25 protein-coding genes and 1 pseudogene are annotated in these 25,322 nt (G+C 35.1%); 22 read left to right on the forward strand and 4 right to left on the reverse strand.

Going from position 1 to position 25,322, the window contains the following annotated elements; translation table 11 throughout:
• Positions 1-11: 11 nt before the first annotated feature.
• From smc to rplS, 9 genes are all read left to right on the forward strand, one after another.
• Complete coding sequence (smc, locus tag LGAS_RS03840; RefSeq protein WP_003647510.1) at positions 12-3,572, forward strand: chromosome segregation protein SMC; 3,561 nt, start codon at positions 12-14, stop codon at positions 3,570-3,572.
• 2 nt (positions 3,573-3,574) lie between these two features.
• Positions 3,575-4,924, forward strand: coding sequence for a signal recognition particle-docking protein FtsY (ftsY, locus tag LGAS_RS03845; RefSeq protein WP_003647509.1), 1,350 nt, complete (start codon positions 3,575-3,577; stop codon positions 4,922-4,924).
• Positions 4,925-4,963: 39 nt separating this feature from the next.
• The gene (locus tag LGAS_RS03850) at positions 4,964-6,388 is read left to right on the forward strand and encodes a C69 family dipeptidase (RefSeq protein ID WP_003647508.1); all 1,425 of its coding nucleotides are present in this window, start codon (positions 4,964-4,966) and stop codon (positions 6,386-6,388) included.
• 148 nt (positions 6,389-6,536) lie between these two features.
• Positions 6,537-6,878, forward strand: coding sequence for a YlxM family DNA-binding protein (gene ylxM / locus LGAS_RS03855; protein ID WP_003647507.1), 342 nt, complete (start codon positions 6,537-6,539; stop codon positions 6,876-6,878).
• Between the two features lies 1 nt (position 6,879).
• A complete protein-coding gene (gene ffh / locus LGAS_RS03860) occupies positions 6,880-8,310 on the forward strand; it encodes a signal recognition particle protein (protein ID WP_003647506.1) in 1,431 nt (476 codons plus the stop codon).
• Positions 8,311-8,396: 86 nt separating this feature from the next.
• Positions 8,397-8,669 carry a 30S ribosomal protein S16 gene (gene rpsP / locus LGAS_RS03865; RefSeq protein WP_003647505.1) on the forward strand — a complete coding sequence of 91 codons (273 nt, stop codon included), beginning with the start codon at positions 8,397-8,399 and terminating at the stop codon, positions 8,667-8,669.
• A 69-nt stretch (positions 8,670-8,738) separates the two neighbouring features.
• Positions 8,739-9,260: a ribosome maturation factor RimM gene (rimM, locus tag LGAS_RS03870; RefSeq protein ID WP_003647504.1), complete on the forward strand. Its 522-nt coding sequence runs from the start codon at positions 8,739-8,741 to the stop codon at positions 9,258-9,260.
• Positions 9,250-9,972 carry a tRNA (guanosine(37)-N1)-methyltransferase TrmD gene (trmD, locus tag LGAS_RS03875; RefSeq protein ID WP_003647503.1) on the forward strand — a complete coding sequence of 241 codons (723 nt, stop codon included), beginning with the start codon at positions 9,250-9,252 and terminating at the stop codon, positions 9,970-9,972. Before rimM ends, trmD begins: the two co-directional genes overlap by 11 nt.
• A 113-nt stretch (positions 9,973-10,085) precedes the next feature.
• Positions 10,086-10,436, forward strand: coding sequence for a 50S ribosomal protein L19 (gene rplS / locus LGAS_RS03880; RefSeq protein WP_003647502.1), 351 nt, complete (start codon positions 10,086-10,088; stop codon positions 10,434-10,436).
• 93 nt (positions 10,437-10,529) lie between these two features.
• Here rplS and lepB read toward each other — a convergent pair whose 3' ends face one another.
• The gene (gene lepB / locus LGAS_RS03885; protein ID WP_003647501.1) at positions 10,530-11,171 is read right to left on the reverse strand and encodes a signal peptidase I; all 642 of its coding nucleotides are present in this window, start codon (positions 11,169-11,171) and stop codon (positions 10,530-10,532) included.
• Positions 11,172-11,344: 173 nt separating this feature from the next.
• On the opposite strand from lepB, the gene LGAS_RS03890 reads away from it, so the two are divergent.
• Together LGAS_RS03890 and LGAS_RS03895 are read left to right on the forward strand one after the other, a co-directional pair.
• Positions 11,345-11,773, forward strand: a complete 429-nt coding sequence (locus LGAS_RS03890) for a bis(5'-nucleosyl)-tetraphosphatase (RefSeq protein WP_003647500.1) — start codon at positions 11,345-11,347, stop codon at positions 11,771-11,773.
• Positions 11,757-12,392, forward strand: a complete 636-nt coding sequence (locus LGAS_RS03895) for a uracil-DNA glycosylase (RefSeq protein WP_003647499.1) — start codon at positions 11,757-11,759, stop codon at positions 12,390-12,392. Before LGAS_RS03890 ends, LGAS_RS03895 begins: the two co-directional genes overlap by 17 nt.
• A gap of 48 nt (positions 12,393-12,440) precedes the next feature.
• Here LGAS_RS03895 and lexA read toward each other — a convergent pair whose 3' ends face one another.
• Complete coding sequence (lexA, locus tag LGAS_RS03900; RefSeq protein WP_003647498.1) at positions 12,441-13,064, reverse strand: transcriptional repressor LexA; 624 nt, start codon at positions 13,062-13,064, stop codon at positions 12,441-12,443.
• A gap of 138 nt (positions 13,065-13,202) precedes the next feature.
• Between lexA and LGAS_RS03905 the strand changes: the two genes are divergently transcribed.
• From LGAS_RS03905 to LGAS_RS03920, 4 genes are all read left to right on the forward strand, one after another.
• Positions 13,203-13,451: a DUF896 domain-containing protein gene (locus LGAS_RS03905; protein ID WP_003647497.1), complete on the forward strand. Its 249-nt coding sequence runs from the start codon at positions 13,203-13,205 to the stop codon at positions 13,449-13,451.
• Positions 13,452-13,523: 72 nt separating this feature from the next.
• Positions 13,524-13,745 carry a YneF family protein gene (locus tag LGAS_RS03910; RefSeq protein ID WP_003647496.1) on the forward strand — a complete coding sequence of 74 codons (222 nt, stop codon included), beginning with the start codon at positions 13,524-13,526 and terminating at the stop codon, positions 13,743-13,745.
• Between the two features lie 77 nt (positions 13,746-13,822).
• Positions 13,823-15,589, forward strand: coding sequence for an ABC transporter ATP-binding protein (locus LGAS_RS03915; protein ID WP_003647495.1), 1,767 nt, complete (start codon positions 13,823-13,825; stop codon positions 15,587-15,589).
• Complete coding sequence (locus tag LGAS_RS03920) at positions 15,579-17,372, forward strand: ABC transporter ATP-binding protein (protein ID WP_003647494.1); 1,794 nt, start codon at positions 15,579-15,581, stop codon at positions 17,370-17,372. Before LGAS_RS03915 ends, LGAS_RS03920 begins: the two co-directional genes overlap by 11 nt.
• A gap of 49 nt (positions 17,373-17,421) precedes the next feature.
• Here LGAS_RS03920 and LGAS_RS03925 read toward each other — a convergent pair.
• Positions 17,422-18,604: pseudogene (locus LGAS_RS03925) on the reverse strand (class I SAM-dependent methyltransferase).
• 66 nt (positions 18,605-18,670) lie between these two features.
• Positions 18,671-19,285, reverse strand: a complete 615-nt coding sequence (locus LGAS_RS03930; protein ID WP_003647492.1) for a lysophospholipid acyltransferase family protein — start codon at positions 19,283-19,285, stop codon at positions 18,671-18,673.
• A 68-nt stretch (positions 19,286-19,353) separates the two neighbouring features.
• Between LGAS_RS03930 and LGAS_RS03935 the strand changes: the two genes are divergently transcribed.
• The 7 genes from LGAS_RS03935 to LGAS_RS03965 all read left to right on the forward strand — a co-directional run bounded on the left by LGAS_RS03935 (position 19,354) and on the right by LGAS_RS03965 (position 25,320).
• Positions 19,354-20,370, forward strand: a complete 1,017-nt coding sequence (locus LGAS_RS03935; RefSeq protein WP_003647491.1) for a GIY-YIG nuclease family protein — start codon at positions 19,354-19,356, stop codon at positions 20,368-20,370.
• Between the two features lie 154 nt (positions 20,371-20,524).
• On the forward strand, positions 20,525-21,310 hold the full coding sequence (rpsB, locus tag LGAS_RS03940) for a 30S ribosomal protein S2 (RefSeq protein WP_003647490.1): 786 nt from the start codon (positions 20,525-20,527) through the stop codon (positions 21,308-21,310).
• Positions 21,311-21,347: 37 nt separating this feature from the next.
• Positions 21,348-22,373 carry a translation elongation factor Ts gene (tsf, locus tag LGAS_RS03945; protein WP_011678871.1) on the forward strand — a complete coding sequence of 342 codons (1,026 nt, stop codon included), beginning with the start codon at positions 21,348-21,350 and terminating at the stop codon, positions 22,371-22,373.
• Positions 22,374-22,482: 109 nt separating this feature from the next.
• Positions 22,483-23,208, forward strand: coding sequence for a UMP kinase (gene pyrH, locus LGAS_RS03950; RefSeq protein ID WP_003647488.1), 726 nt, complete (start codon positions 22,483-22,485; stop codon positions 23,206-23,208).
• Positions 23,208-23,765, forward strand: coding sequence for a ribosome recycling factor (frr, locus tag LGAS_RS03955; RefSeq protein WP_003647487.1), 558 nt, complete (start codon positions 23,208-23,210; stop codon positions 23,763-23,765). Before pyrH ends, frr begins: the two co-directional genes overlap by 1 nt.
• 18 nt (positions 23,766-23,783) lie before the next feature.
• Positions 23,784-24,503, forward strand: a complete 720-nt coding sequence (locus tag LGAS_RS03960; protein ID WP_003647486.1) for an isoprenyl transferase — start codon at positions 23,784-23,786, stop codon at positions 24,501-24,503.
• Positions 24,504-24,528: 25 nt separating this feature from the next.
• A complete protein-coding gene (locus LGAS_RS03965) occupies positions 24,529-25,320 on the forward strand; it encodes a phosphatidate cytidylyltransferase (RefSeq protein WP_003647485.1) in 792 nt (263 codons plus the stop codon).
• The last annotated feature ends 2 nt before the right edge of the window (positions 25,321-25,322 follow it).

Genomic DNA, 25,322 nt, shown 5'->3' on the forward strand with positions numbered 1-25,322 from the left:
AAGGTGAGTCTGTGCCACTACAACAATTAGTTTTAAATGGGTTTAAGTCTTTTGCTGATAAGACGACAATTAGATTTAATAATGGTATTACGGGAATCGTTGGTCCAAATGGTAGTGGAAAAAGTAACATTACTGAAGCAATTCGCTGGGTAATGGGTGAAGGTTCTGCCAAATCTTTACGTGGCGAAAATATGAAAGATGTTATTTTCGCTGGTAGTCAAATGCGTGCGCCGATGAATCATGCTGAAGTTGAGCTGGTTTTTGATAACCGTGACCATCAACTTGCTTCTGATGACGAAGAAGTTGTTGTAACTAGAAAAATTTTGCGTAACGGCGAAAGTGATTATCTTTTGAATCATCATCCCGTAAGATTAAAAGATGTTAGGACCCTTTTTATTGAGTCGGGGATGTCCTCTGACAGTTTGGGTATTATTTCTCAAGGAAAAGTTGACGAGATTCTTAATTCTAAGCCGCAGCAGCGTCGCGGAATTTTTGAAGAAGCAGCTGGTGTGCTTCATTTTAAGCAACAAAAAGAAACTGCTTTAAAACAATTAGATAAGACCAATGCCAACTTGATTAGAATTAATGATTTAGTTAAGGAATTAGAAGGCAGAATTGAGCCACTTCATGAGCAAAGTTCTTTAGCCAAGGAATATAAGTTCCAAAAGGAACAATTAGATCATAAGTTGAAACAACTTTTAGGCTTAGAAATTGAAAGTCTAAATGAAGAGAAAAAAGATGTTGCTAAAAAAGCAAAGGCTAATCAGGCAATACTTGATAAGTTAGACGATGAAGTTAAGCAGTCGCAGGCTGACTTAGAAGAAAAACGTAAACAATCAAATGAACGTCATGCTGAAAAAGATGAAAAGCAACAAGAATTATTGTCTTTAACGCAAAAACTTGCTGCCCTTAATACTGATCTTCAGATGCATCAACAATCAAGAGAATATGATGTTGCTACCCAGAAAGAATATAATGCGCAGGCTGAAGAATTAAAAGAACGGCAAAAACATTTATCTAAGCAACTTACAGCTAATGAAGAAGATCTAAAGAGTCAGAATCAAGTTCTTGCAGAGTTTTTAAAGAAACAAAAGGAATTAAAGCAGGAGCTTAAACAAGGACCAGAGCAATTAAATAATCAATTAGAGAAAGTTCGATCTGACTATATTCAAACTTTGCAAGATCAGACTAGCAATAATAATGAAATTGTTTACCTAAAAAATGAATTGACGCGAAGCCAAAACTCAAGCAATAATCGTCAGCAAGAGGTTGAAGAGCAATTAGCAGCAACGCAAAAAGTTCTTGCAGAACTAAAGAAACAAGGACATGATCTTGTTTTAAAGCGTCAACAATTAAACGAAACTATTGCGTCCCTTGATCAAAAGATCGCTCAAGCAAGTAAGCTTAAAGATCAAAATGAACAAACGTATTTGAGTGTTAGAAATAAGTTACAACAGATTTCTGCACAAGTAGAAGGGCTAAAACGAATTAGAGATCGCCATGAAGGTTATTATTACGGAGTTAAATACGTTTTAAACCATCAAAGTGATTTTCATGGAATTGTTGGTGTTATTGGCGAGTTAATTTCTTTCCCAGCTGAATTAGAAGCAGCCTTATCAACTGCTTTAGGCGGTGGAGCCCAAGATTTAGTAACTATTGACCAGAATAGCGCAAGAGATGCAATTAATTTGCTGAAACAAACTCGAAGCGGGAGAGCTACCTTTTTACCTCTAGATGGCTTACGTCATAATGAAATTGCAACTTCTACATTAAATTCTCTTCAAAGCATCGAAGGATTTAAAGGCGTGGCAGCAGATTTAGTAACTGCTAAAACTAAAGTTAATATTTCAAATGCAATTTCCTATCTTTTAGGAAATGTTTTAGTAGTTGATACTATTGATACAGCATTACGTGTTCAACGCCGAATTGGTCGTTACTATCGGATCGTTACTTTAGACGGAGATATTATTAGTCCCGGTGGAAGTATGACGGGGGGAACGAGAAATACCAGAAATAATTCTCCACTTGCAACGAATGCAGAAATTGATAAATTAACCAAACAAGTTAAAGTTGGTAAAGAAAAATTTGCTGAATTAGAAGTGACTTTGAATGAGCTAAATCACAAATTATCTGATTTACAAACTGAATTAGCAGCCAAAAATACTGAATTGAGTTCTTTAAATCAAAAGATTAGTGAACAGACAATTAAGTATGAGAATGAAGAAAAGGAAGTAAAGCGGTTAAAACAGTTAAACGATCTACAACAAAAAGCTGAGCTTGAGAAAAAGCAAGAAGAAGCTGAACTTACTGGTCGTCTTGAAAAGGAACAGACTAAAAAAGTTCAACTTGAAGAGCTAGCTCAAAAACAAAGATCAAAGATGGATCAGTTAAAGCATGATTTGCATGATTTTGATGAAGCTTATCAAAAACTTCAGACTAAATTAAGTAACTTAAATTCTGACTTAGCTGTAGTCAAGAACAAGCTTGAAAATCTTAATGCTAAAAAAGCAGAATTAGCTGAACAATTGGTAAACACTAATTCTAGACTTAAAGATATTGATGAAAAAATTAAGGCTCTTGCTTTATCTCAGAATGGTCAAAGTGAATCTGAGATAGAAGAACAAGTCGCTAAATTAAGTAAAAAGAAAAAGCAGATGCAACAGGCTTTAGCTGAAATAAATCAGGATTTAGGTAAATTTGATGCCCAGATAAATAATCTTGATCAAGTAGCAACTAGAAACTATAACTTACGTAAAAACACAGCTGCTGAGCAAGAAGAATATTCTGCAAAACTTGGAGAATTAAAATCTCAAATTAACCAAAAACTTGGTACGTTGAGTGAAGAGTATTCTTTGACATTTGAAGCAGCTTTGCAGTTGTCTAAGGGACAAAATACAACAGAATTGCGTAAAAAGTTAGAACGTGAAGTTCACTTACATAAGATGTCATTAGCAGATATCGGCGAAGTAAATCTGAATGCTATTGAAGAATATGAAGATGTTAAAACTCGGTATGATTTCTTAAATGGGCAGCAAACTGACTTATTAAAGGCTAGAAAAGATATTGAGGAATCGATGTCTAAACTGGATGACGAAGTAAAGAATCGCTTTAGTACAACTTTCCATCAAATAGAAAAGAGCTTTTCAAAGATCTTTCCAATTATGTTTGACGGAGGACATGCAAGATTAGAACTAACTGATCCCAAGAACTTGCTTGAAACAGGAATTGAGATTATTGCCCAGCCGCCTGGCAAAAAGTCACAAAAATTAACTCTTTTGTCTGGTGGTGAAAGAGCCTTAACTGCTATTACCTTGCTATTTGCAATGTTACAAGTCAATCCGGTGCCATTCTGTATTTTAGATGAGGTAGAAGCAGCTTTAGATGAAACAAATGTTGATCGCTTTGCTCAATTCTTGAATCACTATGATATGAAGACTCAGTTTATTGTAATTACTCACCGTCGTGGGACAATGCAAAAGGCAGATAATTTATATGGAATTGTAATGCAGGAATCTGGTATTTCAAAGGTTTTATCGGTATCATTAAACGAAATTAAGAAAGAAGTGAATTAGCAGTGGGATTATTTGATAAGATTAAAAAATCTCTTTTTGGTCATAAGGATGAAGACCAAGAAGAGAAAGAAGAACATAAAGTAGATGAAGAAGCGACTAAGGAAACTCAAGATTCTGAAATAAATACTGAAACTGAAGTATCTGAAAATGAGTCAGACCTGGCTTCAAAAGAAACTAATAAGACCGATAAAGAAGAAACTGAAAGCTCTGACGAAACTCCTGGCTGGAGTGATGCTGGTAGTGCTTTTGAAGAAAGTCAAAATGAAGTAGCAGAAAAAACAGCCGAAGCTGAAGATACTTCCTCAGAAGAAGAGCAAAAATCTGAAGAATATGAAGATAAGATTTCAGAGTCTGAGACAGGAACTGAATTAGCTGCGAATACTGAAGAAGAATCCGATGAAAAAGTAGCTGAAAAAGAAGATGAGCAAGAGCGATATGATAAGGGTTTGGAAAAGACGAACCATTCTTTTGGAGCTCGTCTGAATGCATTTTTCGCTAAGTTTAGAACAGTTGATGAAGACTTCTTTGATGACCTTGAAGACTTATTGATTGAATCAGATGTCGGTTTTGAAACTGCTGAAGAATTAACCGATTCTTTGAGGGATGAAGCAAAACTTCAAAATGCTAAAAGTCATGACGATTTAAAACAAGTCATTGTTGAAAAATTAGTTGATATTTATGACAAGGGCGGCGAAGGCGAAGATTCAAAACTAGCTGATGATCCAGATGCAAAACCAAATGTCTACTTGTTTGTAGGGGTTAATGGTGCTGGCAAAACAACGACAATTGGTAAATTGGCTAAGAGAATCAAAGATTCAGGTAAGTCTGTCATGATGGTAGCAGCCGATACTTTTAGAGCTGGTGCTGTAGAGCAATTAGTTGAATGGGGACGACGTGATGGCGTTGAGGTAGTCACTGGACCCGAAAAAGCTGATCCTGCTTCTGTAGTTTACGATGGTGTTAAAAAAGCTAAAGACAGAGGAATCGACTTTCTATTAGTTGATACAGCTGGTCGTCTTCAAAATAAAGTAAACTTAATGAGCGAACTTGATAAAATTAAGCGTACAATAAAGAAAATTTTGCCAGATCAACCTAATGAAGTTCTTTTGGTTCTTGACGGTTCAACTGGTCAAAACGCATTGCTTCAAGCAAAAGATTTTGATAAAACTACAAAACTTACGGGTCTAGTTTTAACCAAGCTTGATGGTTCATCTAAAGGTGGAGTAGTTTTAGCGATTAGAAATGAAATGGATTTACCAGTTAAATTAGTTGGTTTAGGAGAAAAGGTTGATGATTTAGCAAACTTTGACGCAGAAAAATTTGCAATCGGTCTCTTCCAAGGATTAATCTAATCATAGGTGAAGCTATAAGTAATATAAAAGGAGTAAATAATGAAGCATTTAAGTGCATGTACAACTATCTTAGTTGGTAAAAAAGCCTCAATTGATGGCTCAGTAATGATTTCACGTAATGATGATACAGCAGGTGCAATTACACCACAAAAATTTATTATTGAACCAGCTGCTCATGGTGAAAAAGGACGTAAAATTAAGTCTTGGCTTAATAAATTTGAAATGGATCTTCCCGAAGATGCTCAACGAGTACCAGCTGTTCCAAACGTTGACTATAAAAAATTAGGTTACTATGACGAAAGCGGTATTAATCAAAAAAATGTCGCCATGTCATGTACTGAATCAACTTATGGTAATGAAAGAACTTTAGCCTTTGATCCATTAGTTAAAGATGGCTTAGATGAAGATTGTATGCAAACTGTAGTTTTACCATACATTGATTCTGCTAGAGACGGTGTTAAGCGTCTTGGTGTTTTAATTAAGAAATATGGATCTCCTGCTGGGAACTCAGTTTTATTTGGTGATAAAGATGAAATCTGGTACATGGAAATTGTTACTGGTCACCACTGGGTTGCTCAACGTATTCCAGATGATTGTTATGCAGCAACAGGTAACCGTGTAGCTATCCAACAAGTTAATTTTGATGATCCTGATAACTTTATGTGGAGTGAAGGAATTCAAGAATTTGTTGAAAAGCACCACTTAAATCCTGACCACGAAGGTTGGAATTTCCGTCATATTTTTGGAACATATACTGAACAAGACCGTCACTACAACACTAGTCGTCAATGGTATATTCAAAAACTTTTCAACCCAGAAATTGAACAAGATCCTGAAGATCCAGATATTCCTTTCATTAGAAAAGCTTCTAAGAAATTAGCTAAAGAAGATATTGAATTTGCACTAGGTTCTCATTATCAAGATACGCCATTTGATCCATTTGGTCATGGAACTGAAGAAGAAAAGCACCGTTACCGTCCAATTGGATTAAACAGAACTCAAAACTCACATATCTTGCAAATTAGAAGTGATGTTCCTGAAGAAATGGCGGGTATTATGTGGTTATGTATTGGTGGACCAACATTTACTCCATATATTCCATTCTTTGCTAATATGAATGAAACTGATCCATCATTTAACAATACTTCAATGACTTACAACAAAGAAGATGCTTGGTGGTATTACAAGTCTCTTGCTGCTTTGGTTGAAAGTCATTATCCACAATTTGTTCAACTTGACACTAAATACCTTGAAGAACTTAACCGTTATTACCGCGGTAGAGTTGAAGAGATTATTGAGAATGCCCAAGGTTTGAATGGTGAAAAATTAACTGACTACTTAACTCGTGAGAATCAAAAGACTGTTGCTCATACTAAGAAAGACAGTGAAGAATTGATGGGTCAAATGTTCACGGATGCTATTAAGATGTCTAAGTTAACATTTAAGATGGATCCAAATCTATAATTTTAGATCATTAGCTAAAGAAGGTTAGGCGATAATAGGTGCCTAACCTTCTTTTTTGAAAGAAATAAGCTAAAAGTTGATTTAAAAGTACATTGCTTTTATTTTAGAAAAACATTTTTTTTGCTATACTTGTTCAAGGTGAGGCAAAATGGATGAACTTGAAAAAAATGAAAGATTAGGCGACTTATTTGCTTACTATGGTCCATTATTAACTAAGGGCCAGCAAGATTATTTTGAGGATTATTATTATAATGATCTATCTTTAGGTGAAATTGCTGATAATCACCATGTCTCTCGTCAAGCTGTTTATGATAATTTAAAACGAAGCAGTAAGGCTTTAGAAAAGTATGAAGATAAACTTCATATGAAACGTGATTATACCAGAATAGAAGAAAAAATTACTGAAGCAGTGTATGAACTTGAACATGGCAAAATTAACCGAGCTCAGATTGAACTTTTAAAATTATTAAAACAAATGGGAGTAGAATAGTATGGCTTTTGAAAATTTAAGTGAAAGACTTCAAAAAGCATTAAAAAATTTAACAGGTAAAGGGAAAATTTCTGAAGCTGATATTAACGATGCAAGTCGTGAAATTCGATTGGCTTTACTAGAAGCAGATGTTAACTTCAAAGTTGTAAAAGACTTTATTAAAAAGATTAAGAAAGAAGCTTTAGGTAAAGAAGTTCAAGAAAGCTTAAACCCGGGACAACAAATTATCAAGATTGTTGATGACGAGTTAACTAAGATGATGGGAGAAGAGGCTGTTTCTCTTAATAAGTCTCAACATATTCCTACCATTATTATGATGGTTGGTTTGCAAGGTACTGGTAAAACTACTACCGTTGGTAAACTTGCAAATTATCTAATGAAAAACGAAAAAGCTCGGCCTTTGTTAATTGCAGGCGACATTTATCGTCCAGCTGCGATCGATCAGTTAAAGCAAATTGGTCAGCAGTTAAATGTACCAGTTTATAGTGAAGACAATCAAGATGTAGCAGAGATTGTCAAGCATGGTCTTGAAGAAGCAGATAAGAATAAAAATGATTATGTCTTAATTGATACGGCTGGTCGTCTTGAAATTGATGAACAGTTAATGGATGAATTAAAACGTGTAACAGCTGTTGCTCATCCAGATAATACTTTACTTGTTGTTGATGCAATGACCGGTCAAGCAGCTACTCAAGTTGCTGAAGGATTTAATAATGATTTAGATTTAACTGGTATTATCTTAACTAAACTTGATGGTGATACTCGTGGTGGTGCAGCTCTTTCAATTCGTGCTGTTACTGGGCTACCGATTATCTTTACTGGACAAGGTGAAAAATTAACTGATCTTTCAACTTTCCACCCTGATCGAATGGCGTCACGTATCTTAGGTATGGGGGATATGCTGACCTTAATTGAAAAGGCCCAACAAGACTATGACGCTAAAGAAGCCGAAAAAATGGCTGAGAAGATGCGTGAAAATACCTTTGATTTCAATGACTTCATTGATCAAATGGATCAAGTGCAGAAGATGGGCCCATTAGATCAAATTATTAAAATGATTCCCGGCTTAGGAAATAACCCTGCTTTAAAGAATATCCAAATTCCAGAAAAACAAATTTCTCATATTAAAGCTATTGTTTACTCAATGACTCCTGAAGAGCGTGAAAATCCTGATATTCTTAATCCATCAAGAAGACGCAGAATTGCTGCTGGTTCTGGTAGATCAATTGCCGAAGTTAACCGCATGATTAAACAATTTAAGCAATCAAAAGAAATGATGCAAAAGATGACTAAGGGAGATATGGGCGAATTTGCTAATTTGCCAGGCATGAATTCACCAATGGGTAAGATGGCAATGAGATCAATGAATAAACGTTTTAAGAAAAATAAAAAGAAGCGCATGAAGAAGATTAAACGCTATCGCTCAAAATAATTTTTAACTGTTAAGGAAAAACACTTTACACTTATTTGGCTTTATGCTATATTATTTAAGTCAAGAAATTTAGGAGGAATTAATTAATGTCTGTTAAGATTCGTATGCGCCGTATGGGCTCAAAGAGAAAACCTTTTTATCGTATCGTAGTTGCTGATTCACGTATGCCACGTGATGGTCGTTTCATCGAAGAAGTTGGTTACTACAACCCACTTACTAATCCTGATGAAGTTAAGCTTGAAGAAGACAAGATTTTTGAATGGCTTGAAAAAGGTGCTCAACCATCAGATACTGTAAGAAGCTTACTTTCAAAAGCTGGTTTGATGACTAGATACCACGACGCAAAGTACGGTAAGTAATTTACTATTGCAACTTAGAAGTTTGGGAAAGCTTTTCCCAAACTTTTTTTATTAGAAAGAACAAGTACAATGACTGAGTATTTTGAAGTTGGAAAGATATTATCTCCTCATGGCTTAAAGGGAGAAGTTAAGGTAAATGCGACAACTGATTTTCCTGAGGAAAGATTAGCTAATGGGAGCAGATTATTTATTAAGAATAGTGATCAGTACCAAGAATTAATTGTAGATGGTGCGCGTCGTCATAAACAGTTTTACTTAGTTAAATTTGAAGAAATTGATGGTATAGATCAAGCTGAAAAAGTTTGTGGTAAAGAATTATATGTAGCAGAAACAGATCAACAAGAATTACCCGAGGGTAGCTACTATTTCAAAGATATTTTGAATTGCCCAGTCTATGATGCTGAAACTGGTGAAAAGCTTGGAGTTTTAGCAAACATTGAAACCCCTGGTGCTAACGATATTTGGGAGATAAAACCAGAACATGGCAAAAGTTTCTGGATTCCAAATATTGAATCAGTCGTTAATAAGGTTGATCTAGCTAATAAGAGAATAGAAGTAACTTTACTTGAGGGATTACGAGATGAAAATTAATGTTTTAACCCTATTCCCAGATATGTTTACGCCTTTGCAAGTATCAATGTTAGGAAGAGGATTAGAAGATAAAAAATGGGAGTTAAATTTAGTTAATTTCCGCAATTTTACTACAGATGTCCACCATCATGTTGATGACACTCCATATGGAGGAGGGGCTGGCATGGTGTTACAAATTATGCCGATAAAAAAAGCATTGGATTCTTTAACTAATAAAGGAAAAGTAATTATTACAGCTCCTCAAGGAAAGACTTTTAATGAAAAGATGGCGCAAGATTGGTCTAAAGAAGAAAATCTAACATTTATTTGTGGCCACTATGAGGGATTTGATCAAAGAGTATATGACTTAGCTGATGAAACAGTTTCGATTGGTGATTATGTCCTTACTGGAGGCGAGTTACCAACGATGAGTATGATTGATGCAACTGTACGTTTATTGCCTGGGATTTTAGGAAATGCTGCTTCCCCAGTTGAAGAAAGTTTTTCTCATGGACTTTTAGAATATCCTCAATATACTCGTCCGGCTGATTTTGAAGGGCAAAAGGTGCCTGAAGTGTTAACATCTGGAAATCATCAAAAAATTGCTGAATGGCGCCATAAAGAAGCATTACGTGCAACCTATCTTCATCGTCCAGATATGTTAGCTGAACGAATACTAACAGATGAAGAAAAGAAGATGCTTGAAGAAATTAAACTTGAAAAAGAGAATTAGTATTTACAAGTTTTTTTCTATTTGGTAAACTAGTCGTTGTGGCATAAGCCACTTATTTATGGGTATTCCGCTGGCACTGAGTGTTGATGAATGCCGTAGAAGGAGAGAAAATAATGGATCCATTAATTCAAGAATTAACTAAAGAACAATTACGTGATGACATGCCTGATTTCCGTGCAGGTGATACTGTTCGTGTTCACGTACGTGTTGTTGAAGGTACTCACGAACGTATCCAGATGTTCGAAGGTGTCGTAATCAAGCGTAAGGGTGCTGGTATTAGCGCAACTTACACTGTACGTAAGATGTCATCTGGTATTGGGGTTGAACGTACTTTCCCAGTAAATGACCCACGTGTTGCTAAAGTTGAAGTTCTTCGTCACGGTCGTGTACGTCGTGCTAAGCTTTACTACTTACGTGAACGTCATGGTAAAGCAGCTAGAATTGCTGAAAAGCGTCGCGGTTAATTCGATTAATCAAAACAATATTAAGAGCTATCTCGAAAGAGATAGCTTTTTTTGTATAAAAAATAAGAGTTTCAAAAATGAAACTCTTAATTATTAATAAAATGTAATATGATTTAATGGCCAGTACCGCATTTTTACTACGCCAACAATTTTGCTTCTCGGAATTGTTCCGATGTAACGACTATCTTTTGAAACGCTTCTATGATCTCCCATTACAAAATAAGTATTAGCAGGAACTTTGTTAGTTTTCTGCATCTCTTTTAGCTGCTTAGAGGTATAGAATTGGCGGTAATCTTGTGTTTTAGCTAAAGAACTGAGGGTAAAGTTTTGGGTATTGGTATATTTAGTACCAGAAATGCCATCTTCACCATTGTCAATTAGTTTTTGACCAGCCTTCAACCAAGGTTGGTTAATTTTTTTACCATTGATATAGATTTGATTATTTTTACTTACAACGGTATCTCCTGGTAGTCCAATAACTCTTTTAATATAAAGAGCTCCAGGCTCATCAGGAGCATCAACAATTACAATATCGCCTTGTTTAATCTTAGCATGCCGAAGTGCAATAACACGGTCATTATTTTCAAAAGTTGGCTGCATTGAAATTCCAGATACTGTTAAATTAGCAAAAACAAATTTATTTAGTACAAAGAATATACCAAAAAATATCGCTACTAAAATTAGTACTTGGAGAATCCACTGCCCCCAACTTTCAGTTTGTTCTTGTTTTTTCAATTTTTTCACCTTATTTAATCTATTTCATCATAAAGTGTAACCTTAAATTTGCATTTTGTCGATTAAACTAAAAATAAGAGAGAAAAAATAGAAAAGTAATAAATCTCCAAAAGGTTTGAAATGATAATTTAGCTTATAATAAAGTAAACTGCAAATTAAAAGGAGGGCACATAATGAAGACAGTGCATGAGTACTCAGCAGGCAGCATTATCTATAGAATTAATAAGAATGAAATAGAGTTTTTACTAGTTCAAAGCATGCTAAATCGTACATGGGGCTTTCCTAAAGGACATCTTGAAGCTGGAGAAAATAATGTACAAGCGGCAAAAAGAGAAGTTTATGAAGAAGTTGGATTAAGGCCAAACTATGATTTTAGTTTTGAAGAAAGTCTTACTTATAAAATAGCTCGTGATCGTTTAAAGACAGTAACTTTGTTCTTAAGTGAATTTATTCCGAGTCAGAAAATTAAATTACAAAAAAGTGAAATAGGTGCTTTTAAATGGGTAAATTTAGAAGCGGCTAGTAGTTGTTTGCATTATGAAGAATTGAATGAGCTTTTAAGAAAAGCGCAGGACTATATTAAAAATGAAATATCCAGATAAGTTATTAGCTGAAGTCAAGGAAAGATCAAAAGGGATGAGATTAGAAGGAATCAATTTTGGAGCTGGTCCAGCTCATCCTAAATTAATGATTATTGGTGAAGCGCCAGGAAGAGAAGAAATAGAGTCACTGATTCCTTTTCATGGTGCTTCCGGAAAAGAATTAATGAAGTCGTTAGCTTCAATTGGCTTAAAACGAGAAGATGTCTATATTACTAGCGCAGTAAGAAGTCGACCTTATAGCGTGAAGAAGGTATTTAGTAAGAAAGAAAATAAAGAAGTCACAAAATACCCTAATCGAAAACCAACTAAAAAAGAAATTTTAGCGCATGCTCCTTTATTAGATTTCGAGTTGCGATATGCTCAACCTAAAGTTATTGTAACCGTGGGTACGACTGCTTTGAGCCGATTACTTGACCATAAATATGAAATTAGTAAAGTACATGGTAAAATTATTAAAAATACCTCGATTTTAGAATTAAACGATAAAAAGGATGGCTATGTTTGGTCTAAAGAAAAGTATACGGTAGTACCGCAGTATCACCCGGCAGCAGTTTTTTATAATCGAAAACTTACCGATATAATTGCTCAAGATTGGTTAAATGTAAAACCTTTAATTTAAGTTAGAAAAAATAAAAACTGGTAGGAATTAATTTCCTGACCAGTTTTTTTAATCAATATTGTTACGATATAGACCGACAACTTTACCTAAAATTTGAACCACAGGTAAAATAATTGGATCCATAGTGTCATTCTCAGGTTGTAAACGGTAATATCCATCCTCTTTAAAGAACCTCTTAACTGTTGCTTCGTTATCTTCAGTCATAGCAACCACTATTTCGCCATTATTTGCACTAGATTGCTTGCGCACAATTACATGATCACCGTTTAGGATCCCAGCATTAATCATTGATTCACCATGAACGCGTAACATGAAAAGTTCGCCAGCATCATTTTCAAGATCGGGTGGAAGAGGAAAATATTCATCGATATCCTGAACCGCTAAAATTGGCTGACCAGCAGTCACTACGCCAACAATTGGAATATCTTTAGGTTTAATTCCTAAAGCTTCTCGTCCTTTTTCAGTTACTTCAATTGCTCTTGGTTTAGTGGCGTCTTTTAAAATATATCCTTTCTTTTCAAGGCGAGCTAAATGACCATGAACAGTTGAAGTTGATGAAAGATCAACTGCACTACAGATTTCTCTAACTGTAGGTGGAAAAGCTCGTTCTTCAACAGTATCGTAAATAAAACGTAAAATTTCTAATTGTTTATTTGCATGTGGTTCAGTCATAATTTTTTCTCCATATAGTTACTTACTAGTATTCTAACAAAAAAACTTTATCTCAGCAAACAGGCGTTCTTGGTAGTTGAGTCTTTTTTTATTGCTATAATTAAGGTAAACTAACATTGTTTAGTGAGGTGTTTATTTATGGATAAAAAAGAAGAGGAAAAGCTGATTAAAAGAATTAATGAGCTAACTAAAATTAGTAGAGAACGTGAATTAACTCCTGGTGAAGTGGAAGAACGAAAGAAATTAAGATCCGCTTTTCTAGAAAACTTCCGTGCAGGCTTTAGACAGCAATTAGAAGACACGGTAGTTATTGATGAAAATGGTAAAGAAGTAACCTCAGAAAAAGCAAAAGAGGCACAACGTCGTAAAGGATTAAGAAAAGATTAATCTTCTACTTTAAAAATAGCTGTTTTTTTGGTATGCTGAAAAAGTACATTAATTTTCGGAGGTTTTTGGGAAATGAATTTAGGTTTAGCAATTTTTCTTATTATTATCGCATTATTAATCGGTCTTGTCGGCGGATTTTACGGTGCTCGTGCATACATGAAGAAGTATTTCCAAGACAATCCTCCTATTAGTGAAGATATGATTGCAGCTATGATGGCGCAAATGGGACAAAAACCATCCACTAAGAAGCTTAATCAAGTTATGAATATGATGAAGCATCAACAACAAAAGTAGTAGCTTACTTTACTAATATTTGGTAATAGACAGAGGACCGGTTTCCTCTGTTTTTTTGTATATTGTGAGGTGAAAAGATGAATATTTTCAGCAAATTGGGCTGGTTTTTTAAGCAAGAAAAAAAGAGATATATTATTGGAATTAGTTTTTTGGCTTTAACTTCGATCGCAAATTTAGTACCTCCGAGAATTTTAGGATTGATGGCGGATCAACTAGATAAGGGATCAATTAGTTGGGGCGAATACGGCGCTCTAATTTTAGCGGTTGTTGCAGCTGCAATTGTTTTGTATTTATTACGTTACTTTTGGCGTAAGCAGATTTGGGGTGGTGCTGCTGAATTAGAAAGGCAAATGCGGTCACGTTTATTTAAACATTTTATGGTAATGGATCGAACTTTTTATCAAAGACACCGGACTGGTGACTTGATGGCGCATGCAACAAATGATATTAATTCTATTCAAAATGTTGCGGGAGACGGTATTTTAACTTTAGTCGACTCATTAGTCACTGGTGGAACAACGATGATTGCAATGATTATCTTTACAGACTTTCGCTTAACAATTATTGCACTTTTGCCGCTTCCTTTTCTTGCTTTAGGTGCTTGGAAATTAGGAGATAAACTTCATTATAGTTTTGATAAGTCACAGGCGGCATTTTCTCGTTTAAATAATAAAACTCAAGAATCTGTTTCTGGAATTAAAGTATTGAAAGCATTTGGCGAAAGTAAGCAGGATTCTGCCGCCTTTAACAAAATGGTAGATGAAACTATTCAGATCAATAAGAAAGTTTTTAAATGGGATTCAATGTTTGATCCACTAGGAACCTTAATTATTGGGGCCACTTATGTAATTACAATTATTTATGGTGGTTTATTAGTAACAAATCATACTTTATCGGTCGGACAGTTAGTCTCATTTATTGCTTATATTTCCAATATGGTTTGGCCAATGTTTGCGATTGGTTATTTATTTAATATTTTAGAAAGAGGATCAGCTTCTTATGATCGTGTTGAACGTCTCTTATATGAAAGACCGCAAATTACAGATGAAAACGCTGATCAAAGTTTAACGGCTAAAGATATTCAAGGTGATCTGAAATATGATATTCAATCTTTTTCTTATCCTGATGAAAAGGAAATACCCGTCTTACAAAATATTGATTTCACCTTAAAACCAGGACAAACATTAGGATTAGTTGGTAAGGTTGGAGCTGGTAAAACTACAATTATTGAGCTTTTACTTAGAGAATTCGATCGCTATCAGGGCAAAATAACTTTAGGCGGACATGACATTCGAAATATTCCGCTAAAATTATTGTTAAATGAAATTTCTTATGTACCGCAGAATAACTTTTTATTTTCTACTTCAATTGAAAAGAATATTGCATTTTCAGATCAAGACGCAGCTAAAAGTAAAATAGAATCTGCAGCTCAAAAGAGTGATTTACATGATGATATTATGCAGATGCCAGCGGGTTATCAAACTTTAGTTGGAGAAAACGGTGTTTCCTTGTCTGGTGGACAAAAGCAACGGTTATCAATTGCTAGAGCATTATTAAAAGAAAGTCCGATTTTGATTTTGGACGATGCTCTTTCAGCAGTTGATGCGAAAACAGAAACTGCTATTTTGGATTCACTTAGATCTGAGAGAAAAGGAAAAAAGACATTGATTGCGGCACACCGTTTAACTTCAGTAATGGATGCTGATTTAATTCTAGTTCTAAAGAATGGAAAAATTGTTGAAAGAGGAAAGCATGATGAGCTACTGGCCCAAGATGGTTGGTATGCTGAAATGTGGCGTAAACAAGAATTACAAGCAAAGGTGGGTGAAGTAGATGGGCAATAATGAAGAAACTAAATCAGTTTGGTCAAAGGCAATACCGTTTAAAGAACAAGTTCAGATTTTTAAACGTGTTTTAAAATATGTTAAACCTTTTAAAGTTGAGATGGGGATCGCCGTTTTTGGGGCTTTCTTAGTAAGTGTAATTAATATGCTTTTGCCGAGAGGGCTGCAATTTTTCTTAGATAATTATTTGATTAAACAAAAAGCAACAGTTCAAATTATTATTTGGGCTGGCTTGTTGTATGGGCTAGGAACAATTATTAAGGCGCTTCTTCAATTCGTGTACCAGTATTTGTATGCCCTTGGTGCTGAAAAGACGCTTGAGAGTGTCAGAAAAGATTTGTATCATAAGCTTCACAGCCTAGGGATGCGATATTTTGATCAGACTCCAGCTGGTTCAATTGTTTCAAGAGTTACTAATGATACGATGACTTTGAGCGATTTCTTGGGAGTACTTTGTCAGGTAGTTATTGGGGTCTTCTCATTAGTAACTGCTTTTGTAGCAATGTATGTGACCAATAAAGTTGCCGCTTTGATCGTGCTATTATTTTTGCCAATTTTAGGTTTTGTTTTTTGGATTTATACGCAGAAAAGCTCAAAATTATATCGTGGTTTTCGTGAACGCTTAAGCCGGATTAATACGAATTTAAATGAGTCGATAGAAGGTGTATCCTTAATTCAGCAATTTAAGCAAGAAAAAAGAATGACTAATCATTTTGAAAATGAAAATGGCACATTGATGAAAACTCGCTTTAACATGATTAGGGTCAACTCACTATTGTTGTCTCCAATGACTAGTTTGCTTTATTCTTTAGCATTAGCACTAGTCTTAATGTACTTTGGCTTTCCACTTCAAAAGACCTTTGTTCCAGCTGGAATTGTTTATGCATTTTCTCAATATGTACAGCAGTTCTTTAATCCAATTTCTACTATGATGGATCGAATGACTTTCTTTCAAGATGGAATTGTGGCCGGAAAACGTATTTTTCGAATTATGGATGAAACAGAATATGAGCCTAAGCAAGAAGATGATAAAAATGCAGTAATCTCTAAAGGCAAGATTGAATTTAAAAATGTTAGTTTTTCTTATGATGGCAAGCATGAGATTTTGCATAATGTATCTTTTGTAGTTAATCCTGGTGAGACTCTAGGAATTGTTGGTCATACTGGATCAGGAAAAAGTTCGATCATCAACGTGATGATGAGATTTTATGAATTTGGTAGTGGACAAGTCTTAATTGATGATATTGATATTAGAAAGTTTTCGAAAAAAGAATTACGCAAAAAATTAGGGTTGGTTTTACAGGAACCGTTCATGTTTTATGGCGATATTTCTTCAAATATTCGTTTATATAATGATCAAATTACTGATCAACAAATTAAAAAAGCAGCTAAAGCAGTTCAAGCTGATTCTTTTATCGAAAAGATGCCTGGTAGGTATCATGCTAAAGTGATTGAAGGCGGATCAGAGCTTAGCCAAGGCCAAAGGCAGTTAATTTCTTTTGCTAGAACTTTAGTAACGGATCCTAAAATTTTGGTTTTAGATGAGGCAACAGCGAATGTTGATACTGAAACAGAAAATTTGATTCAAGAAGGGTTGAAGAAACTTCGTCAAGGAAGGACAACATTAGCAATTGCTCACCGACTCTCTACAATTGCAGATGCTGATCAAATTATTGTTTTAGATAAAGGAAGAATTGTAGAACGAGGAACACATACAGAGTTACTAGAAAAGAAAGGTTACTACTACAATCTTTATAAGCTACAACAAAATAGTAATAAATAAAATGCTCGGTCAACTGACCGAGCATTTTTACTGTATATTTTTTAAGTTATTATTTATCGTTTAACATGTATTGACGAGTCATTGGTAAGCTTTTACCTGATGGGCCTTTAGTTAAATAGATATTGAATAACATCAATGTTTCCTGATTCAAAAGATGCTGCACAAGCTTGAAGGTACATGTCCCACATTCTTGCAAAACGTTCACCCATCATTCCTTCAACTTCAGAACGGTGGTCATTAAAGTTCTTATCCCAGATTTCAAGAGTTCTTTGATAGTGACGACGAAGCATTTCCATATCAGCAATTTGCAAGTTAGCTTCTTCAATTCTTGAAACAATTTCTACTAAACCAGGAATGTAGCCACCTGGGAAGATATATTTATTAATCCAAGCATTAGTAGCACCGCCTTGTTGACGAGTAATACCGTGGATCAAAGCAACACCATGTGGTTTTAAATACTTAGCAACATCTTTGAAATATTCGCCTAAATTTTCTGAGCCAACGTGTTCAAACATTCCTACAGAAGTTACATAGTCAAAGTTACGATTACCTAATTCGCGATAATCTTCAAGTAAAACTTCTGCTTGGTCTTCGAGCCCCATATCTTTGATTTTTTTGTTAACTAGATCAAATTGTTCTTGACTCAAGGTAACACCAGTAACTTTTAATCCGTATTCTTTAGCTGCAGTTAACATTAGAGTGCCCCAACCACAGCCGATATCTAACAAGGTCTTACCTGGCTTGGGATCTAGCTTTTGAAGAATATGATGAACTTTTGCAATTTGAGCAGCTTCAAGGTCATCTGTATTTCCGTTAGTGAAGTAAGCGCATGAGTAGGTCATAGTTGGGTCAAGCCATAATTTGTAGAAGTTATTTCCAATATCGTAGTGGCTTTGAATATCTTCTTGACTTTGTTTTTCAGTATGCTTTTGCTTAGGTAAAAATTTTCTGAACTTTGAAGCACGCATGAAGGATTCGCTACTTTCATAAGCAGCTTCAATTAACTGTTGAATACTTCCCTTGATTTCAAGGTCCTTATTCATATAAGCTTCACCTAAAGCTAAAGATGCATTACTTGTAATATCTTTAAAAGGAATCTTTTTGTTAAAAATAACCTCCACTTCCGGTGTGCCATTTCCATAAACTTCTGATTTTCCATCCCAGTAAGTAACTTTTACTGGAATATTGAATGAATGACTAAGCATCATTTTATATAAAGGTTTTTCTAACATTACTGATTCTCCTTTTCTACATTAGACTATGTTATTCTAACACTAAAAATCTTAAATAATAAAAAATTATTTTGCAATATAATGAAAACTAGGGTTTTGTTCCTTATCTAGTTTATCCCATGCATCTTCTAATTGCTGATACAAGGCTGGCGTAGTTTCTTTGTTGACTTTCTCTTTACGCGGAATATAAATGGGATCGCCAAAACAAACCTCTAATGGTTGTCTTTTAAGTAATCCTTTAAAAGTGAGAGGCCCTTGATAGACAACAGGAACTAAGGGCTTATTGGCCATTTTAGCAATCACGAAGGCGCCACTTTTAAGTTCCTCAGAATGACGAGTTCCAGACGGAAAGATAATTAAAGAGAGGTCACTTTTTCGTAGTCCTTTAACTGGAATTTTAATTGCAGAAGGTCCGGGATTATCTCTATCTACTGAAAAAGCATGTGCATGAACTAAAATAAAGCGCAATACAGGGTTTTTAAAAAGTTCTTTTTTTGCCATAAACATAAATTCCATTGGGCTAGCAGCTAGAGCAAAAAGAATTGGCTCCCACCAAGTTCTATGCGGTGCAACTAAAATATAATTTCCTTTTGGAATCCGATCTTTGTGATGGACATGCAGATGTCCATTAAGTACCCATACAATAAAACGTGCAATTGGGCGAATAATTTTATAAAACATATTGTTTCCTCCAATTTTATGTATAGTATTATACAATACAGCAAAGAATTTTTAGAAGGGTATAGAAAATGGATCTATTAAAACCTAATGAACGAATTGACTATATGTATAATGATGATTTACGCATTATTCAAGAAAAAGATGCTTTTTCTTTTTCTTTAGATACACTTCTTCTTGGCTACTTTGCACAGATAAAAATACATGATAACTATAAAGTTGTTGATTTATGTAGTGGAAACGCCGCAGCCAGTATTTATATGTCTTATTTTAATCGAGCTCATTATGATGCTGTAGAAATACAAGCAGATATGGCTGATCAAGCAAGCCGTAGTATTAAGTTGAATAAGTTGGAAAATCGGATCGAAGTGCACTGCTTAAATGCTTTAGAGGCGCCTAAGAAGTTAGGCAAAGACAAATATGATATGGTGGTTGTTAATCCACCTTATTTTAAAGTTCCTAAGGGACATGTTATTAATCCAGATGAAAAGAAGGCTTTAGCAAGACATGAACTAGCAATTAATCTTGAACAAATAATAAAAGTTTCAAGCGATATGTTAAAGATGAAAGGAAAAATGTTTATGGTTCATCGCCCAGAACGTTTGGGTGAAATCATGCATTATTGCTTAGAAAACCATTTAAGTGTGAAATGGGTACAGCCATTTGTTTCAAAGAGAAATGCAGATGCAAATTTAGTGGTAGTTGAGGCAATTAGAAATACAGCTAGCGATGGTTTAACTTTAAGGGATGCAATTGTTGTTCACAATCCGGATGGATCATTTACACCTGAGATAGAGCAAATTATTTCTGAAAATAAAAAACAAAAGAAAGAAAGATACTATTTTTATTGCTTATTATGTAATGATGGCAGTTTCTACGGCGGTTTTACAAACGATTTAAAGCACCGATTAAAGATGCACAATGAGGGAAGGGGTGCTAAGTATACAAAAGCACGCCGACCGGTAAAGATGATTTACCATGAAGAGTTTGCTGATAAAAGGCTGGCTTTAAAAAGAGAATATTGGTTTAAGCATCATTCAAGAAAGTGGAAAGAAGAATTTTTAAAAGAACATAATGTAAAATTTTAATTGCATTTAAGAACTTTATTCGTTACAATATTCGAGTATGCATTTTGCATATTTAAATTTATATCACATCAAGAGCGATTAAATTCCTAGGTGCCAATTTTTGGTCAGAATTTAATACGACCTCTTGAGAGGAATTAACCAGGAGGAATTTTTTATGACAGTTGTTACTATGAAGCAATTGCTTGAAGCAGGTGTCCACTTTGGTCACCAAACTAGAAGATGGGATCCAAAGATGGCTCCTTACATTTTCACTCAAAGAAACGGAATCTACATCATTGACTTGCAAAAGACTATCAGGATGTTAGATGACGCTTACAACTACGTTAAGGCAGTTGCTCAAGACGGCGGTGTATTCTTATTCGTTGGTACTAAGAAGCAAGCACAGGACGCTGTTAAAGAAGAAGCTACACGTGCAGGTCAATACTATGTTAACCAACGTTGGTTAGGTGGTACTTTGACTAACTGGACTACTATCCAAAGCCGTGTTAAGAGATTAAAGCAATTAAAAGAAATGTCAGAAGACGGCACTTTCGATGTATTACCAAAGAAGGAAGTTGCTCTTTTGACTAAGGAAATGGAAAAACTTGAAAGATTCTTAGGTGGTATCGAAGATATGCCTAGAATTCCAGATGTTATGTTTGTTGTTGATCCTAAGAAAGAAAAGATCGCTGTTCACGAAGCAAACATTTTAGGTATCCCTGTAGTAGCTATGGTTGATACTAACACTGATCCAGATCCAATCGACGTTGTTATTCCTGCAAACGACGATGCAATTCGTGCAATTCGTTTAATTTCAGGTGCTATGGCTGACGCAATTATCGAAGGTAAGCAAGGTCAAGATGACAGCGAAGACGTTGAAAAAGAAATGGCTGACAAAGCTGCAGCTGAAAACGATGACGAAGAATCTATCGAAGAAGTTGTAGAAAAATCAGAAGACTAATTTGTTTTTACTGTTAGTTCTGTAGGAGGACATATTAATGGCAAAAATTACTGCTCAATTAGTTAAGGAATTACGTGAACGTACTGGTGCTGGTGTTATGGACGCTAAGAAAGCATTAGTAGAAGTTGACGGTGACATGGATAAAGCAGTTCAATATCTTCGTGATAAAGGCATGGCTAAAGCTGCTAAGAAGGCTGACCGTGTTGCAGCTGAAGGTTTAACTGGTGTTTACGTTGATGGTAATGTTGCAGCTATCACTGAGGTTAACTCAGAAACTGACTTTGTTTCTTCAAACGATAAGTTCGTTAACTTGGTAAATGCAGCTACTAAGACTATTGCTGAAGGTAAACCTGCCAACATGGAAGCAGCTGAAGAATTAAAGATGGCTGATGGTACTACTTTAGCTCAATCTTTTGTAGATGCAACTGCTACAATTGGTGAAAAGATTGTTTTGCGTCGTTTCGCTTTAGAAGAAAAGACTGATGATCAAGAATTTGGTGCTTACCAACATAATGGTGGCCAAATTGGTGTTATCACTGTTTTAGAAGGTGCTGATGCTGCTACTGCTAAACACTTAGCAATGCACATTGCTGCTATGAGTCCTAAGGTTATTTCACCTGAAGAATTAGATGATGATTTCATTACTGATCAATTGGCTGTGATGAACCACAAGATTGATCAAGATAATGAAAGTCGTGCTTTGGTAAACAAGAAACCATTGCCATACCTTGTTTATGGTTCAGAAAAGCAATTAAGTGATGAGATTTTAGCTAAGGCTAAGGAAGACATCAAGGCTGAACTTAAAGAAGAAGGTAAGCCTGAAAAGATTTGGGATAAGATTATTCCTGGTAAGATGCAACGCTTTATTGACGATAATACTCAAGTTGATAAGCAATTCGCAGTTTTATCACAAAACTACATTATGGACGACAGCAAGACTGTTGGTGAATTCTTGAAGGAAAAGGGAGCTAAGTTAGTTGCTTTCCAACGTTATGAAGTTGGCGAAGGTATTGAAAAGAAGCAAGAAGACTTTGCTGCTGAAGTACGTGAACAAATGAAGTAATTATTTACTTAAAAGGGAGTAACGCTAAAGCGCTGCTCCCTTTTTTTCTGTATAATATATTACAGTGATTTTATGGTAAAATGATAAAAGCATATGAGGAGGTAAATTTATGAGTCAAATTAAGTACAAGCGTATCATTTTAAAAGTTTCAGGTGAAGCTCTTGCTGGCGAAAAAGGTACTGGCATTAATCCAGAAGTTATTAAGCACTTAGCTGAGGAAATAAAGTCTGTACATGATATGGGCGTTGAAATCGGTATTGTTTGTGGCGGTGGAAACATGTGGCGTGGTGAAACTGGTGCAAACTTAGGTATGGAAAGAGCTCAAGCTGACTACATGGGTATGTTGGCTACAATTATGAACGGCTTAGCTTTGCAAGATGGCTTAGAAAATTTAGGTGTTCCAACTCGTGTTCAAACATCAATTGAAATGCGTCAAATTGCGGAGCCTTATATTCGTCGTAAAGCTATGCGTCACTTAGAAAAAGGTCGTGTAGTTATTTTCGGTGGTGGTACTGGTAATCCTTACTTCTCAACTGATACTACTGCTGCCTTGAGAGCAGCTGAAATTGATGCTGATGTCATTTTAATGGCTAAAAATGGGGTTGACGGAGTTTACTCAGCTGATCCAAAGGTTGATCCAAATGCCAAGAAGTATTCTGAATTAACCCAACTTGATTTGATTTCAAAGAACTTAAAGGTAATGGATAGTACAGCTAGTTCACTATCTATGGATAATAATATTCCTTTAGTTGTCTTTAATGTTAATAAGCCTGGTAACATTAAGAAAGTTGTTATGGGCGAAAATATTGGTACTGTAATTAAGGGTGATAAATAATGGCTAATGAAGTAATTGAAAAAGCAAAAGATAATATGAAAAAGTCTATCGCTGTCTTTCAAAAAGAATTAGGCGGTATTCGTGCTGGTGTTGCAAACGCAAGCTTACTAGAAGGAATTAAGGTTGATTATTATGGTGTTCCAACCCCTCTTACACAAATGTCTAGTGTAAGTATTCCGGAAGCACGTGTATTAATGGTGACTCCTTATGACAAGTCAAGTTTAGATGATATTGAACATGCTATTTTAGCTTCTGATCTTGGTATTACACCAGCCAACGATGGAACTGTAATTAGAATTGTTATTCCACAATTGACTGGTGAACGTCGTCAAGAAATTGCTAAGCAAGTAGGTAAGCTTGCTGAAAAAGGAAAGATTGCAGTTCGTAATGTTCGTCGTGACGCAATGGATACTTTAAAGCGTCAAGAAAAAAATGGCGATATTACTGAAGATGAACAACGTAGTTTAGAAAAACAAGTTCAAAAGGTAACTGATGATGCTACTAAAGAAATTGATAAATTAGCAGATCAAAAGAGTCAAGAAATTACTCAAGGTTAATCTAGGGCTTGATAAACTATGTCAGAATCAAAAAAATCACTTAATCATTTAGCCATAATTATGGACGGTAATGGCAGATGGGCAAAAAAAAGAAATTTACTTCGGTTTGTTGGTCATCGTCATGGAATGGATAATATTCGAAATATTGCTCTAGCAGCAAATGAGATGGGAATCAAAGTCTTAACTCTCTATGCCTTTTCAACTGAGAATTGGGCAAGACCCACGGATGAAGTAAATTATTTGATGCGTTTGCCAATTGACTTTTTTGATAAGTTTATGCCTGAATTAATGGAAAATAATGTTCGGGTAAATATCATGGGCTTTTTAGATGAATTACCTGAGAAGACTTATCTAGTAACACAAAAGGCAATGGCAGAAACGGCTAATAATACCGGTATGGTCTTAAATTTTGCCTTTAATTATGGATCTCGACGTGAGATAACTGCTGGTGTCCAAGAAATTGCTCGTCAAGTAAAAGCAGGAAAAATAAATCCTAGTGATATTGATGAAAAGATGGTTTCTGATCATTTATTAACTCATTCCTTAACTCCATATGACGATCCTGATTTATTGATTAGAACCTCAGGAGAGGAACGTTTATCAAATTTCTTGTTATGGCAGATGGCCTATACTGAATTTAGTTTTTCAAATAAATTATGGCCAGATTTTGATAAAAATGATTTGGAAAACTTAGTTAAAGATTACTACGGACGTAATCGTCGATTTGGAAAATTGTAAAATTATTAGAACTGTAGATTTTTAAATGAAACAACGTGTAATAACAGCTATTGTAGCTTTAATTTTATTTATTCCGATTGTTTTAATGGGAGGCATCTGGATTGATGTCCTTGCCTGTGCCTTTGCAGCAGTTGGAATTAGCGAAATTTTTATCATGAAGAAACAGATTATTGTTTCTTGGGATTTTATCTTGGCATTATTGGCCACTTTGACTATGGCAGTGCCTGACTCATTCTTTAAGTTTTTACCAGCTTTTTTGAATAAGTATAATGTTTTTTATATTTTTGTAATGCTAATGCTGGTAAGAACAGTTTTATCTAAGAATAGAGTAACTTTTGATGACGCTGGTGTTTATACTATTGCAGCGTTATATATTGGTACTGGTTTCCACTTTATGGCAGCTATTAGAAATGCTCATCTTGGATTAGCAATCTTAGGTTATGTATTTGCTGTAGTTTGGTCAACAGATATTGCGGCTTATATGGTCGGTCGTAAGATTGGAAAGCATAAGTTATGGCCAGTAATTAGCCCAAATAAAACTTGGGAAGGTTCCATTGGCGCAGTTATCTGTGCAGTAATTGTTGCAGCAGTTTATGTCGCTTTAGTTCCTACCGGTAGAAATAATGTTTTAATGATTATCTTGGCCTTTTTCTTGTCAATTATTGGACAAATGGGAGATTTAGTTGAGTCTGCCTACAAGCGCTTTTATGGTGTAAAAGATTCAGGAAAAATCTTGCCCGGTCATGGCGGAATCTTAGATCGTTTTGATAGCATGCTTTTCGTTTTACCTGTTGTTGCATTTATGGGTATTTTATAGGA

Source organism: Lactobacillus gasseri ATCC 33323 = JCM 1131 (assembly GCF_000014425.1).
GTDB lineage: Bacteria > Bacillota > Bacilli > Lactobacillales > Lactobacillaceae > Lactobacillus > Lactobacillus gasseri.